9 protein-coding genes are annotated in these 14880 nt (G+C 54.9%); 6 read left to right on the top strand and 3 right to left on the bottom strand.

Features of this window, described 5'->3' with window-relative positions; genetic code table 11:
- Positions 1-132 precede the first annotated feature (132 nt).
- Positions 133-861, bottom strand: coding sequence for a bifunctional 2-polyprenyl-6-hydroxyphenol methylase/3-demethylubiquinol 3-O-methyltransferase UbiG (gene ubiG, locus BFV67_RS15180; RefSeq protein ID WP_021241539.1), 729 nt, complete (start codon positions 859-861; stop codon positions 133-135).
- Positions 862-1007: 146 nt separating this feature from the next.
- Between ubiG and gyrA the strand changes: the two genes are divergently transcribed.
- Together gyrA and rcsC are read left to right on the top strand one after the other, a co-directional pair.
- Positions 1008-3644: a DNA topoisomerase (ATP-hydrolyzing) subunit A gene (gyrA, locus tag BFV67_RS15175; RefSeq protein WP_065102622.1), complete on the top strand. Its 2637-nt coding sequence runs from the start codon at positions 1008-1010 to the stop codon at positions 3642-3644.
- Positions 3645-3779: 135 nt separating this feature from the next.
- A complete protein-coding gene (gene rcsC / locus BFV67_RS15170; RefSeq protein ID WP_008500240.1) occupies positions 3780-6626 on the top strand; it encodes a two-component system sensor histidine kinase RcsC in 2847 nt (948 codons plus the stop codon).
- A gap of 111 nt (positions 6627-6737) precedes the next feature.
- Here rcsC and rcsB read toward each other — a convergent pair whose 3' ends face one another.
- Together rcsB and rcsD are read right to left on the bottom strand one after the other, a co-directional pair.
- A complete protein-coding gene (gene rcsB, locus BFV67_RS15165; RefSeq protein ID WP_003859405.1) occupies positions 6738-7388 on the bottom strand; it encodes a response regulator transcription factor RcsB in 651 nt (216 codons plus the stop codon).
- 16 nt (positions 7389-7404) lie between these two features.
- Positions 7405-10077: a phosphotransferase RcsD gene (gene rcsD / locus BFV67_RS15160; protein WP_021241536.1), complete on the bottom strand. Its 2673-nt coding sequence runs from the start codon at positions 10075-10077 to the stop codon at positions 7405-7407.
- 743 nt (positions 10078-10820) lie between these two features.
- Between rcsD and BFV67_RS15155 the strand changes: the two genes are divergently transcribed.
- The 4 genes from BFV67_RS15155 (at position 10821) to alkB (ending at position 14869) form a co-directional block, all read left to right on the top strand.
- Positions 10821-11909, top strand: coding sequence for a porin OmpC (locus tag BFV67_RS15155; protein WP_055321559.1), 1089 nt, complete (start codon positions 10821-10823; stop codon positions 11907-11909).
- Between the two features lie 117 nt (positions 11910-12026).
- On the top strand, positions 12027-13082 hold the full coding sequence (apbE, locus tag BFV67_RS15150; protein WP_008500243.1) for an FAD:protein FMN transferase ApbE: 1056 nt from the start codon (positions 12027-12029) through the stop codon (positions 13080-13082).
- Positions 13083-13154: 72 nt separating this feature from the next.
- A complete protein-coding gene (ada, locus tag BFV67_RS15145; RefSeq protein WP_069598610.1) occupies positions 13155-14213 on the top strand; it encodes a bifunctional DNA-binding transcriptional regulator/O6-methylguanine-DNA methyltransferase Ada in 1059 nt (352 codons plus the stop codon).
- Positions 14213-14869: a DNA oxidative demethylase AlkB gene (alkB, locus tag BFV67_RS15140; protein WP_021241532.1), complete on the top strand. Its 657-nt coding sequence runs from the start codon at positions 14213-14215 to the stop codon at positions 14867-14869. Before ada ends, alkB begins: the two co-directional genes overlap by 1 nt.
- Positions 14870-14880 lie beyond the last annotated feature (11 nt).

The following is a 14880-nucleotide window of genomic DNA, read 5'->3' as shown; positions in this document are numbered from 1 at the left end:
TGTAAGGCCTGGAAGACATGTCAATAATTAAGAAAAAAAATTCAAAATTTGATCGAGTGCTGATTTCTTCAACGGGCGGTCAGAATTGCGCAACATGATGTCGCGCAATCTTTATAAGAATAACGAATGACGTTAGTCGTTTTTGGCGGTTGTATGCAACATATAGTTAACATCAACGCCCGGTGCGAGTTTGAATTTATTGGTCAGCGGATTGTAGTGCAGACCGGTGATGTGCTGCTCCTTGAGCCACGTCTGGTCGACCCAGCTTAACAGTTCCGCAGGCTTGATGAATTTCTTCACGTCATGCGTGCCTTTCGGCACCATGCGCAGCACATACTCCGCGCCAACGACGGCCATCAGCCAGGCTTTACCGTTGCGGTTGATGGTCGAGAAGAAGACCTGTCCACCCGGTTTCACCAGTTTTGCACAGGCGTGCACCACGGACTGCGGATCGGGAACGTGTTCCAGCATCTCCATGCAGGTTACCACATCGTACTGATGAGCATGTTTTGCCGCGTGTTCTTCCACGGTTTCCTGCACGTAGTCCACCTGTATGCCAGACTCCAGCGCATGAAGACGAGCAACCTGCAGCGGTTCAAAGCCCATATCCAGGCCCGTGACGTTCGCCCCTTCGCGCGCCATGCTTTCCGCCAGGATACCGCCGCCGCAGCCGACATCGAGCACTTTTTTACCGAACAGACCGCCGGAGCGCTCCGCGATATAGCCCAGACGCAGCGGGTTAATACGGTGCAGCGGTTTGAACTCGCCTTCGAGATCCCACCAGCGGGACGCCACCGCTTCAAATTTGGCAATCTCTTCGTGGTCAACGTTGTGAGCCACCGGGGATTTTTCGGCATTCATGGGCGCTTTTACTCCTTATTTAGCAAGACGAATGAGTATATCAGGCAATCCCTGTGAATAAAGCGTATAGGTTTACCTCAATCATCTCGGCTGTGTTATAATTTGCGACCTTTGAATCCGGGATACAGTAGAGGGATAGCGGTTAGATGAGCGACCTTGCGAGAGAAATTACACCGGTTAACATCGAGGAAGAGCTGAAGAGCTCCTATCTGGACTATGCGATGTCGGTCATTGTTGGCCGTGCGCTGCCGGACGTCCGCGATGGCCTTAAGCCGGTACACCGTCGCGTACTATACGCCATGAACGTATTGGGCAATGACTGGAATAAAGCCTATAAAAAATCTGCCCGCGTCGTCGGTGACGTCATCGGTAAATATCACCCGCATGGTGATACCGCCGTTTATGACACCATCGTTCGTATGGCGCAGCCATTCTCCTTGCGCTACATGCTGGTAGATGGTCAGGGTAACTTTGGTTCAGTCGACGGCGACTCCGCTGCGGCGATGCGTTATACGGAAATCCGTATGTCGAAAATCGCTCATGAGCTGATGGCCGACCTGGAAAAAGAGACCGTTGATTTCGTCGATAACTACGACGGCACCGAGCGCATCCCAGATGTGATGCCCACCAAGATCCCGAACCTGTTAGTGAACGGTTCGTCCGGTATCGCGGTCGGTATGGCAACCAACATTCCGCCGCACAATATCACCGAGGTGATCAACGGCTGTCTGGCTTATATCGACGATGAAGATATCAGCATTGAAGGGCTGATGGCACACATCCCGGGCCCGGACTTCCCGACGGCGGCGATCATCAACGGTCGTCGCGGCATTGAAGAAGCGTACCGTACCGGCCGCGGCAAGATTTACATCCGTGCCCGCGCTGAAGTAGAAGCGGACGCCAAAACCGGCCGTGAAACCATTATTGTTCACGAGATCCCGTATCAGGTGAACAAAGCGCGTCTGATTGAAAAAATCGCCGAGCTGGTAAAAGAAAAACGCGTTGAAGGCATCAGCGCGCTGCGTGACGAGTCTGATAAAGACGGTATGCGCATCGTGATTGAGATCAAACGCGACGCGGTGGGTGAGGTTGTCCTGAATAACCTGTACTCCCAGACGCAGCTTCAGGTCTCCTTCGGTATCAACATGGTTGCGCTGCACCATGGTCAGCCGAAGATCATGAACCTGAAAGAGATCCTGAGCGCGTTCGTCCGTCACCGCCGTGAAGTGGTGACCCGTCGTACCATCTTCGAACTGCGCAAAGCGCGCGACCGTGCGCACATCCTTGAAGCGCTGGCGGTTGCGCTGGCCAACATCGACCCGATCATCGAGCTGATCCGTCGTGCGCCAACCCCGGCGGAAGCGAAAACCGCGCTGGTTTCCCGTCCGTGGGATCTGGGCAACGTCGCCGCAATGCTGGAACGTGCGGGCGATGACGCGGCGCGTCCTGAATGGCTGGAACCTGAGTTCGGCGTGCGTGACGGTCAATACTACCTGACTGAACAGCAGGCCCAGGCGATTCTGGATCTGCGTCTGCAGAAACTGACCGGCCTTGAGCATGAAAAACTGCTCGACGAATACAAAGAGCTGCTGGAACAGATTGCTGAGCTGCTGCATATCTTGGGCAGCGCAGAGCGCCTGATGGAAGTGATTCGCGAAGAGCTGGAGCTGATCCGCGATCAGTTCGGCGACGAGCGCCGCACCGAAATCACCGCCAACAGCGCGGACATCAACATCGAAGACCTGATCAACCAGGAAGACGTTGTGGTGACCCTGTCTCACCAGGGCTACGTGAAGTATCAGCCGTTAACGGACTACGAAGCACAGCGTCGTGGCGGTAAAGGTAAATCTGCAGCACGTATTAAAGAAGAAGACTTTATTGACCGCCTGCTGGTGGCGAACACCCATGACACGATCCTCTGCTTCTCCAGCCGCGGTCGTCTGTACTGGATGAAAGTCTATCAGCTGCCGGAAGCAAGCCGTGGCGCACGTGGTCGTCCAATCGTTAACCTGCTGCCGCTGGAAGCGAACGAACGTATCACCGCCATTCTGCCGGTACGCGAGTACGAAGAGGGCGTGAACGTCTTTATGGCGACCGCCAGCGGTACCGTGAAGAAAACCGCGCTGACCGAATTCAGCCGTCCGCGTTCTGCCGGTATTATCGCCGTGAACCTGAACGAAGGCGACGAGCTGATTGGCGTGGATTTAACCTCGGGCTCCGATGAAGTCATGCTCTTCTCTGCGGCCGGTAAAGTGGTGCGCTTCAAAGAAGACGCCGTCCGTGCAATGGGCCGTACCGCGACGGGCGTACGTGGTATCAAACTGGCTGGCGAAGACAGCGTTGTTTCTCTGATTATTCCGCGCGGTGAAGGGGCTATCCTGACCGTCACGCAGAATGGTTACGGTAAACGTACGGCGGAAGGGGAATACCCAACCAAGTCTCGCGGCACGCAGGGCGTTATCTCCATCAAGGTGACCGAGCGCAACGGTTCCGTTGTCGGCGCGGTGCAGGTAGACGATGCCGACCAGATCATGATGATCACCGATGCCGGTACGCTGGTGCGTACCCGCGTGTCTGAGATCAGCGTGGTGGGTCGTAACACTCAGGGCGTGATCCTCATCCGTACAGCGGAAGATGAAAACGTGGTGGGTCTGCAGCGCGTTGCCGAGCCGGTGGATGACGAAGAGCTCGACTCCATCGACGGTAGCGTCGCGGAAGGCGATGAGGACATCGCGCCAGAAGCCGACACCGACGATGACGTAGCGGATGACGCTGACGAGTAATGTCTCCTGATGTAAAAAAGGGCCGGATTCCGGCCCTTTTCTTTTGCAGAAGCAGATAAGTCAACGTTGCGACCTGGCGCGTTTACCGCTACCTTAACCACATTCTTTTGACCCCGACGGCGGAGCCTCGCCCCCTTGAAATACCTCGTCTCCTTTCGTACTACGCTGAAAGTCTCTCGCTATCTGTTTAGAGCGCTGGCGCTCCTGCTTTGGCTGCTGGTGGCCTTGTTCTCGGTGTTTTACATCGTTAATGCGCTGCATCAGAAAGAAGCGGAAATCCGCCAGGAGTTTAACTTAAGCTCCGACCAGGCCCAGCGCTACATTCAGCGAACGTCTGACGTCATGAAGGAGCTGAAGTATATTGCCGAGAATCGTCTGACGGCGGAAAACGGTATTCTTGCGCTCCGCGGGCGTAACGACAAAACCGAAGTCCCGGACTTCCAGCCGCTGTTCCCGGATTCCGATTGCTCCACCATGAGCAATACCTGGCGCGGGTCGCTGGAATCGCTAGCCTGGTTTATGCGCTACTGGCGCGACAACTTCTCCGCCGCCTATGACCTGAACCGCGTCTTCCTGATTGGCAGCGAAAATCTCTGCATGGCTGACTTTGGCCTGCGCGACGTGCCCGTTGAGCGTGACAATGCGCTGAAAAGCCTGCATGAACGTATTGTGAAATACCGCAATGCACCACAGGACGAGCGCGGGAATAACATCTTCTGGGTGAGCCAGGGCCCGCGCCCCGGCGTGGGCTATTTCTATGCCCTGACGCCGGTTTATCTCGGTAATCGCCTACAGGCGCTGATGGGGATTGAGCAGACCATCCGCATGGAAAACTTCTTCACCCCGGGCAGCCTGCCCATGGGCGTGACCATTCTGGATGAAAATGGTCATCAGCTGATCTCGCTTGCCGGGCCCGATAACCGTCTAAACGTCGAACCGCACTGGATGCAGGAGCGGTCGTGGTTTGGCTATACCTCGGGTTTCCGCGAGCTGGTGCTGAAGAAGAGCCTGCCGCCGTCGTCGCTGAGTATCGTCTATTCGCTGCCGGTAGATATGGTGCTTGAGCGGATACGCATTCTTATCATGAACGCGATTCTGCTGAACCTGCTGGCGGGAGGCGCGCTGTTCACGCTGGCGCGCATGTATGAGCGGAAAATCTTTATTCCCGCAGAAAGCGACGCCCAGCGCCTGGAGGAACACGAGCAGTTTAACCGCAAAATTGTTGCCTCGGCGCCGGTGGGGATCTGTATCCTGCGTACCCAGGACGGGACCAACATCCTGAGTAACGAACTGGCGCATAATTACCTGAACATGCTGACGCACGAAGACCGGCAGAGGCTGACGCAGATTATCTGCGGTCAGCAGGTTAACTTCGTTGACGTGCTCACCAGTACGCACACCAACCTGCAGATCAGCTTTGTCCATTCCCGCTATCGCAATGAAAACGTGGCGATTTGCGTGCTGGTGGATGTCTCCGCGCGCGTGAAGATGGAAGAGTCGTTGCAGGAGATGGCGCAGGCGGCGGAGCAGGCCAGCCAGTCAAAATCCATGTTCCTTGCCACCGTCAGCCACGAGCTGCGTACGCCGCTGTACGGGATCATCGGTAACCTCGACCTGCTGCAGACTAAAGAGCTGCCGAAAGGCGTCGACCGGCTGGTGACGGCGATGAATAACTCCTCCAGCCTGCTGCTGAAAATCATCAGCGATATTCTCGACTTCTCTAAAATTGAGTCCGAGCAGCTGAAAATCGAGCCGCGCGAGTTTTCACCGCGCGAGGTGATGAACCACATCAGCGCCAACTATCTGCCGCTGGTGGTGCGTAAACAGCTGGGGCTCTACTGCTTTATTGAACCGGACGTGCCGCTGACGCTGCACGGCGATCCGATGCGCCTGCAGCAGGTCATCTCTAACCTGCTCAGCAACGCCATCAAATTTACCGATACCGGCTGTATTGTGTTGCACGTCTGCCGGGCAGGGGATTACCTGAGCATTCGCGTGCGCGACACGGGGGTCGGCATTCCGGCGAAGGAGGTGGTTCGTCTGTTCGATCCGTTCTTCCAGGTCGGTACCGGCGTGCAGCGTAACTTCCAGGGCACCGGACTGGGGCTGGCGATTTGTGAGAAGCTCGTCAGCATGATGGACGGCGATATCTCCGTGGATACCGAGCCCGGCATGGGCAGCCAGTTCACCATCCGCATTCCGCTCTATTCGGCGCAATATCCGGCAAAAGCCACGGTAGATGGCCTGAGCGATAAGCGCTGCTGGCTGGCGGTGCATAACGCCTCGCTGAATGACTATCTGACGGCGCTGCTGACCCACTGCGGCGTGAGGGTGTGCCGCTATGAAGGTCAAACACCGGACGTTGACGATGTGCTGATCGCCGACGAGATGCAGGAGCAGCCGTGGCAGGGGAGAGGGTCGGTGCTCTTCTGCCGTCGCCACATCGGCATTCCCGTCGAGCGCGCGCCTGGGGAGTGGGTACACAGTGTTGCGACGCCGCACGAGCTGTTGAGCCTGCTGGCACGCATCTACAAAGTGGAGCTGGAAGAGCGCGACGGCGCGGGCGGATTGCCGTCACCGGAGTCTCTGGCGTCGGTGAATGACGATATGATGATTCTGGTGGTGGATGACCATCCGATTAACCGCCGCCTGCTGGCTGACCAGCTTGGATCGCTGGGCTACCAGTGCAAAACCGCGAATGACGGCGTGGATGCGCTGAACGTGCTGAGTAAGAATCATATTGATATCGTGCTGAGCGACGTCAACATGCCTAACATGGACGGCTACCGTCTGACGCAGCGCATCCGGCAGCTTGGCCTGACGCTGCCGGTGGTGGGCGTAACGGCGAACGCGCTGGCGGAAGAGAAGCAGCGCTGTCTGGAGTCAGGCATGGACAGCTGTCTGTCGAAACCGGTGACGCTGGACGTGCTGAAGCAGACATTGTCGATTTACGCAGAGCGCGTGAGAAAAACGAGAATATAAAAAAGGCCCGGAAGGGCCTTTTTTATTTGCCCGGCGACGCTGCGCTTGCGCGGGCCTGCGGGTTTTGTAGGCCGGGTAAGCGCCAGCGCCACCCGGCATTTACAGTGGAGATCAATCCTTATCCGTTGCGCTCAGCGTCACGGAGGAGAGATAGTTGAGCAGCGCAATATCGTTGTCCACACCCAGTTTCATCATCGCTGATTTCTTCTGGCTGCTGATGGTTTTAATACTGCGGTTCAGCTTCTTGGCAATCTCGGTCACCAGGAAACCTTCTGCGAACAGGCGCAGAACTTCACTCTCTTTCGGCGACAGACGTTTGTCACCATAGCCACCCGCGCTGATTTTTTCCAGCAGACGAGAAACGCTTTCAGGCGTGAACTTCTTGCCTTTCTGCAGCGCCGCAAGCGCTTTAGGCAGATCGGTCGGTGCGCCTTGTTTCAGCACAATCCCTTCGATATCCAGATCCAGTACCGCGCTCAGGATCGCCGGGTTGTTGTTCATGGTCAGAACAATGATCGAGATATCCGGGAAGTGACGTTTAATATATTTGATGAGCGTGATCCCATCACCGTATTTGTCTCCGGGCATGGAGAGATCGGTAATGAGCACGTGTGCATCAAGCTTTGGGAGGTTATTGATCAGTGCTGTAGAGTCTTCAAATTCACCGACTACATTCACCCACTCGATCTGTTCAAGTGATTTGCGAATACCGAACAGTACAATCGGATGGTCATCGGCAATAATTACGTTCATATTGTTCATGTATAAGGCTACCTTGCTACAGCAAGCTTTTGACGTAGGCGTCAATGTCGCTGATGTATTTTTCAATGCCAGAGGCATCTTTCTCACGAATTAGATGTTCCAGCGTTTCACATAACTGCTTGCCGGGAACCAGATTAAGCATGGCAAACACCCCTTTAAGCCGGTGTGCTGTCTGTGCCAGCGCTGCAAAATCATTCGCAGCGGACTCAGTATACAACCGCTTAACATCATCTGGTACTGTATCAACAAAGAGTGAATAGTATCCGCTGGCGTGAAGCTCGGCATTTTCGTTACCGCCAAGCGGGGATTCCGCTATCTCTTCCTGCGCCAGCTGCTCTTCTATTAGTTGTAGTACAGCTTCCTGCATCGCATTGCTTATATTAAAGTTGACGCGCAGCTGGCCAGGGCCGATTTTCCGCACGCCTGACTCATCATCGCTTAAAAGCAAGCCGGAGGCAGTAAGATTAGACGGATTATCAGTTAAAAACAGATCAAATTCTTGACTTGCAAGTCTTTCATCCGGCGTGATGCAGGCCGCCCCCCAGTTTTCTAACTGACGAACGACAATATTGCGGATCTCGTTCGAGGTCACATCGACCATCACCACGACATCATCCAGCAGACGCTCTTCATCTTCTTCCTGCGGATTGGCCGCCATTTTCACGTGCAGAGAATAGCGGGTGCCGAGGGATTCACGGGCTTTGATATTCAGATGGCCGCCGAGCTTACGCGCCAGCTGATCGCACAGCCAGAAGGTAAGGGCATTGGCCTTGCCGTAGCGATCGCTTTGCGTGTCGTTCAGGAACGGGAAGTGGAGATTATCAATTTCACTCGTGGTGACGCCTTCCCCGGTGTCGAGGATGCGGAACGTCAGGCGGTCTTCTGCCGACTCCTCCGTACTGACTTCGAGGGTGATCTTGCCGATCTGCGTGGTCGTCACCGCGTACTGAATAATCATCAACAGTATGCGGCGCAGCGCTTCACGATCGCCGTGGCGCTCGTCATTTGCCGGAAGATTGTTATTGATCAGCAGCTGCAACCCTTTACGCTTAATCACGGGCAGGACTTCCGGAACCACTTCATCGATCAGATCCTGAATAGAGAAGAGGGTTGGTGTTCCTTTCCAGAAATCATTCTCCAGCATGTTCGCCAGCTGGATCTCGTCAACCATTCTGACCAGCGAGTCGGCCTGACAGGCAAGCTGGTGGCTTTCTGACGTATTTAACGCCGCCGCCTGGGTCGCCAGCGTTTTTAACGGCTGCTTGAAGGCATCGCCAATATTCTGCATAAATGCGGCGCGCCCCTGCTGGTTTTTCTCATACAGTCTTTGCGCCTGCTTGAGCTTTTTATTCACCAGCACCTCGCGATCCTGATCGCGAATGATGAAAATTTGCGTGCGGGAGGCGACCTGGCTGCGGAACTGACGGATCTCGTACAGCTCATTGTTGATGGTGGCCTGGATCACCCCCTGGTGCTGATCCGCCATGGTGGTGATGTTCTGCAGGTTAAGATGCGGCAGCAGATGGTCGGCAATTTTATTGCTCATTACCGTACGATTCGCTTCCTGATCGTGAACTAAGACCCCAAGCGGCAGCACGGAAATAATCTCTTCATTTAGCGCACGTAACACGCGCAGTTCATTGCTGGTGCCTGCCGGGACCGCAGAGGCGTCGCTCTGACGCCCCGGCTGGAAACGGAAGGTGCTGTAGCCAAACAGCGCCAGCGCCAGCAGACCGATATTCAGCAGCAGAGGCAGCAGGATATTTTGCAGGGTATCGAGCAGCAGCGTGCCAAACGGCACCTGCCACACCAGACGCATACCGGTCGAGTTCAGGGATGAGGCAATTTCGATTTTTGAGCCGTTAAAGGAGATCGAGACGCTTTCTGCGGCCTCTTTGTCAGATGCCGCACGCATGTTCTGGGTGCTGTTGTCGGGCTCCAGACGGAAGCTGTCGAGCGGCATGTCCGGCGGGATTAAATCGTTAATCGGTAAATCGAAGGCCACAACCGTCGCCAGATGTCCTGGCTGGTTGAAGGTGGTGCGCAGGGTAAAATAATGACCGTTTTGCCAGGCCAGACGACGCAGGGAAGAGAAGCTCTCACGTTCATCAAGGGCATTCGCCTGCTGCAGCATCTCTGCCCGGCGGGAGTCGACGATGCTGCCCACGGTGGTCTCTTTAAACCCGGAAGAGAGATCTTTTAACGGCAGCGTTGAGATCAGGATCATACTGTTGTCCTGACCGTTCAGATAGTACATCGACCACGGCACCGTTTCGGCCCCCCAGAGGGTATCCAGATAGGTCGAAATACGCTGTGTCATCTCGAGCGTTGCGCTGTCGTGAGAGCCAAAAATGAGCGCCTCAGTCTTACGCTGCGGTTTTTCGAGGTAATAGACATCCTGCTTAAGCCGCGTCTCCTGAAGTCCATCTCCGGATGAGGAGGCCGGGGCGGCCGCAATATTGTCGTAAATCTGCCAGGTGGCGTAGCGCCAGGTATCGATGCGCTTATGCACGGCGTGGGTGATATCGACGACCTGATAGCTCTTATCCTTCAGCCAGGCGTTAACCGCGCTTTGTACCATCACCCCCATGGTCACTAACAGCACAACGATCAAAAGAAGAAAGAAACGGGTGATGCTCCCGGGGAGGAGGGAGAATTTGCTCGGGGCGGTGGTTTCAGTCTGACTCATTGATATCTTTAACCCGTCATGGTCATGCTCTGTGGCGATAGGGCAGTATAAAGGGTAATAACTGAATTTCCAGCGCCACCGCCCGGGAACAGGCGACTTTTTCAACGGACAATACCGGCGGCGGGTGGCGCGGTAAACATGTACAAACTCGTCCTGCGCGTACAAATAAAAAGTGCGGCTGGCCAGCAAATAGCACGAACTAACAAGAAATTAAGTTTTACATCAATTGTGTGTTAGCGAACGATCGCTGGGGAGAATTTAGTTAATAGTCGTTACAATTTCGGTGCGGTAGCACAAAAAATGAGGCGTTGCGTAAAGAAAGGTAAAAAAAAACCGAATGCGAAGCATCCGGCTCAATTAGGGATAAACAGACATTCAAAACTGAATGACGGTAATAAATAAAGTTAATGATGATAGCGAGAGATATTTTAGAGATTAGCCGCGATCTTGTTTTGTCATTCAGTGCTGTAACGATTTTTATTATAACTTATTGATTATTCTATATATGATTTTTCTTTTGATTATAAGTGCTAAATTTATAAGCTATTTGTGCTTTGTAAAAGTTCCTTGATATTTACATTTTGAAACATCTTGATGGACAAATGAAACATCTTCAAAGTTTTCGTATCATATTCGCATTGGATTATTCTGTAATTTTGCGGAGAATGAAATTGCCGACTGGTTAATGAGGGTTAACCAGTAAGCAGTGGCAATTATAAGGCATATAACAGAGGGTTAATAAAATGAAAGTTAAAGTACTGTCCCTCCTGGTACCAGCACTCCTGGTGGCAGGCGCAGCAAATGCGGCCGAAATTTATAACAAAGATGGCAACAAATTAGATCTGTACGGCAAAGTCGATGGTCTGCACTATTTCTCCGATGACGATAGCGCAGATGGCGACCAGACCTACATGCGTCTTGGCTTTAAAGGCGAAACTCAGGTTAACGATCAGCTGACCGGTTACGGCCAGTGGGAATACCAGATTCAGGGTAACTCAGGTGAGAACGAAAACAACGCCTGGACCCGTGTGGCGTTTGCCGGTCTGAAATTTGGTGACGCGGGTTCTTTCGACTACGGTCGTAACTACGGTGTGGTTTACGATGTAACTTCCTGGACCGACGTTCTGCCAGAATTCGGCGGCGACACCTACGGTTCTGACAACTTCATGCAGCAGCGTGGTAACGGCTTTGCGACCTACCGTAACAGCGATTTCTTCGGCCTGGTTGATGGCCTGAACTTCGCTGTTCAGTATCAAGGTAAAAACGGTAGCGTAAGCGGTGAAGATCAGACTAACAACGGTCGTGAAGCACTGCGTCAGAACGGTGATGGCGTTGGCGGTTCTATCACTTATAACCTGGGCGAAGGCTTCGGTATTGGTACTGCCGTGTCCAGCTCTAAGCGCACCAGTTCCCAGAACGACATGGGCTTCGGTACTGGCGACCGTGCTGAAACCTACACCGGTGGTCTGAAATACGACGCGAACAACATCTACCTGGCTGCTCAGTATACCCAAACCTACAACGCGACTCGCGCAGGCGATCTGGGTTGGGCTAACAAAGCGCAGAACTTCGAAGTGGTTGCTCAGTACCAGTTCGACTTCGGCCTGCGTCCATCCGTGGCTTACCTGCAGTCTAAAGGCAAAGACATCGAAGGTTACGGCGATCAGGATCTGCTGAAATATGTTGATGTGGGTGCGACTTACTACTTCAACAAAAACATGTCCACCTACGTGGATTACAAAATCAACCTGGTTGATGAAAATGAATTCACCCGTCAGGCGGGTATCGGTACTGACGATATCGTCGCGCTGGGCCTGGTTTACCAGTTCTAATCGCGCCATCGTGTGACGTAAGGGGGCCTGATGGCTCCCTTTTTTTGTGCCTTTCTGATTCTCACAACTCACCCGTTTTAGTGTACTCTTGCCGCCCTGGCATGAGGATAATAATGAATGGACATGACTTTTTTACGCGCCAGCTTTCTGGCTATGCTTTTTTTCCTGACCGCGTGTAACGATCCCGCGCCCGTGGCGAAAACCGACGCACCTGCCGCGACGGTGCTCGAAGGCAAAACGATGGGCACCTTCTGGCGCGTCAGCGTGATGAACCTCGATAAAACGCGCACGGATGAGCTTCGCGGCAAAATCCAGGCACAGCTGGACGCCGACGATCAGCTGCTGTCGACCTATAAAAATGACTCGGCGCTGATGCGCTTTAACCTCTCAACCAGCACCTCTCTGTGGCCGGTGAGCGAGGCGATGGCCGATATCGTGACCGAGGCAATGCGCGTAGGTTATAAAACCAACGGGGCGATGGATGTCACCGTCGGCCCTCTGGTGAACCTCTGGGGATTTGGCCCGAATAAACAGCCGGTGAAGACGCCCGAACAGGCGGCCATTGATGACGCCCGCGCCCGGACAGGGCTACAGCATCTGACCGTGATCAACCAGTACGGGCAGCAGTACCTGCAAAAAGATATTCCCGATCTGTTTGTCGATCTGTCGACGGTCGGGGAAGGTTATGCGGCGGATCATCTTGCTGCACTGATGGCGCAGGAGGGGATTTCCCGTTATCTGGTCTCCGTGGGCGGCGCGTTGGTCAGTCGGGGCATGAACGCCAGCGATAAACCGTGGCGCGTGGCGATTCAAAAACCGACGGATCGGCAAAATGCCGTGCAGGCAATAGTGGATATCAACGGACATGGCATCAGCACTTCCGGAAGCTATCGCAACTATTATGAGCTTGACGGGAAGCGTATTTCGCACGTGATTGATCCGCAGACCGGCCGCCCCATCACGCATAACCTGGTCTCGGTGACGGTCATTGCCCCCACCGCGCTCGAAGCGGATGCCTGGGATACCGGATTAATGGTTCTTGGCCCGGAGAAAGCCAAAGAGGTGGTCCGTCAGGAAGGGCTGGCGGTTTATATGATCACTAAAGAGGGCGACGGGTTTAAAACCTGGAGCTCGCCGCAGTTCAACAGTTTCCTGGTCAGCGACAAAAATTAAAAAGCAAGGTTGCGGGTTTTTTATCGGTGGCACTCAGGCACGCTCTATGTATGCTTATACGAGGAGCCGATCATGAAAAACCCAACCTTCACTACCGATGAGGATCGCTGGCAGGCCGTGCTGGCCCGCGATCCGCTCGCTGACGATCAGTTTGTCTTCGCCGTGCAGACGACCGGTATTTTCTGCCGTCCGTCATGCCGCGCCCGCCACGCGCTGCGTAAAAATGTCCGCTTTTATCCCGATGCCCGGCACGCCGCTCAGGCGGGCTTTCGTCCGTGCAAGCGCTGCATGCCGGACAAGCGCGATCCGCAGGCGCAAAAGCTGGCAAAAGTGGAACACGCCTGTCGGCTTCTGGAGCAGGATCCTGCGCTAACTCTGGAGAGGTTGGCGGAGCAGGTTGCCATGAGTCCTTTCCATTTCCACCGCCTGTTTAAATCCGTGACCGGCATGACGCCAAAAGCCTGGCAGCAGGCGGCGCGGGGTCAGCGTCTGCGCACCGCGCTTGCGCAGGGAGACAAAATTACCGATGCCGTGCTGGCAGCGGGATTTCCCGACAGCAGCAGCTATTATCGTAAAGCCAACGATGCGTTGGGCATGACGGCGAAGCAGTACCGTAAAGGAGAGGTGGCCGTACGGTATGCTATCGATGACTGTTCGTTAGGACGCTGTCTGGTCGCCGAAAGCGAGCGGGGGATCTGCGCGATTCTGCTGGGTGACACCGATGCTGAATTAACCGCAGAGCTTGCCACGCAATTTCCAAAAGCAACGCACGCGCCGCGGGACGACGCCTTCGTACAGCGAATCCACCAGGTCATTGCCAGTATTGATAACCGCGACGTACCGCTTGCGCTGCCGCTGGATATTCGCGGTACCGCGTTCCAGCAGCGCGTCTGGCAGGCCCTTCGCGCAATTCCCTGCGGTGAAACGGCAAGTTACCAGCAGGTGGCGCAGGCGATTGGTCAACCCGGTGCGGTACGCGCCGTCGCCGGAGCCTGTGCGGCCAACACGCTGGCGATTGTGATCCCCTGTCATCGCGTGGTTCGCAACGACGGCGCACTGTCGGGCTATCGCTGGGGGGCGGCGCGAAAAGCGCTATTGCTAAAACGTGAGGCGAAACGCCGGGATGGATAATGCTCGATCTTTTTGCGGATGCTGAACCCTGGCAGGAGCCGCTTGCGCCGGGGGCGGTTATCCTGCGCCGCTTTGCTCTCTCCCGTGCGGGGGCGTTGCTTGCCGGTATCAACGAGGTGACGGCGGCTTCACCGTTTCGCCATATGGTGACGCCGGGCGGCTACACCATGTCGGTGGCCATGGCCAACTGCGGCGAACTGGGCTGGGCGACAAACGAACGTGGGTATGTGTATGCTCCGAACGATCCCACGACAGGTCGGCCGTGGCCTCCCATGCCTGCGGTTTTCCAGGCACTTTGTCACGAGGCTGCCGTGGCGGCGGATTATCCTGACTTCCGTCCTGACGCCTGTCTGATCAACCGCTACGCCGTCGGGGCGAAGCTCTCGCTGCACCAGGACAAGGATGAGCCCGATCTGCGCGCGCCTATCGTTTCGGTATCGTTAGGCCTGCCCGCCGTCTTTCAGTTTGGGGGATTACGCCGCAACGATCCGCTCAAACGCATCATGCTGGAACATGGCGATGTGGTGGTGTGGGGCAGGGAATCGCGGCTTTACTATCACGGCATTCAGCCGCTGAAACCCGGCGTTCACCCCCTCACGGGCGAGTACCGCTTTAATCTGACCTTCCGTCAGGCGGGGATGCGTAAACTAAAATAAGAATTATTCTT

The organism is Enterobacter roggenkampii (assembly GCF_001729805.1).
Lineage (GTDB): Bacteria > Pseudomonadota > Gammaproteobacteria > Enterobacterales > Enterobacteriaceae > Enterobacter > Enterobacter roggenkampii.
The sequence above is the reverse complement of the archived record's forward strand: the minus strand, read 5'-3'. Positions and strand labels throughout refer to the sequence as shown.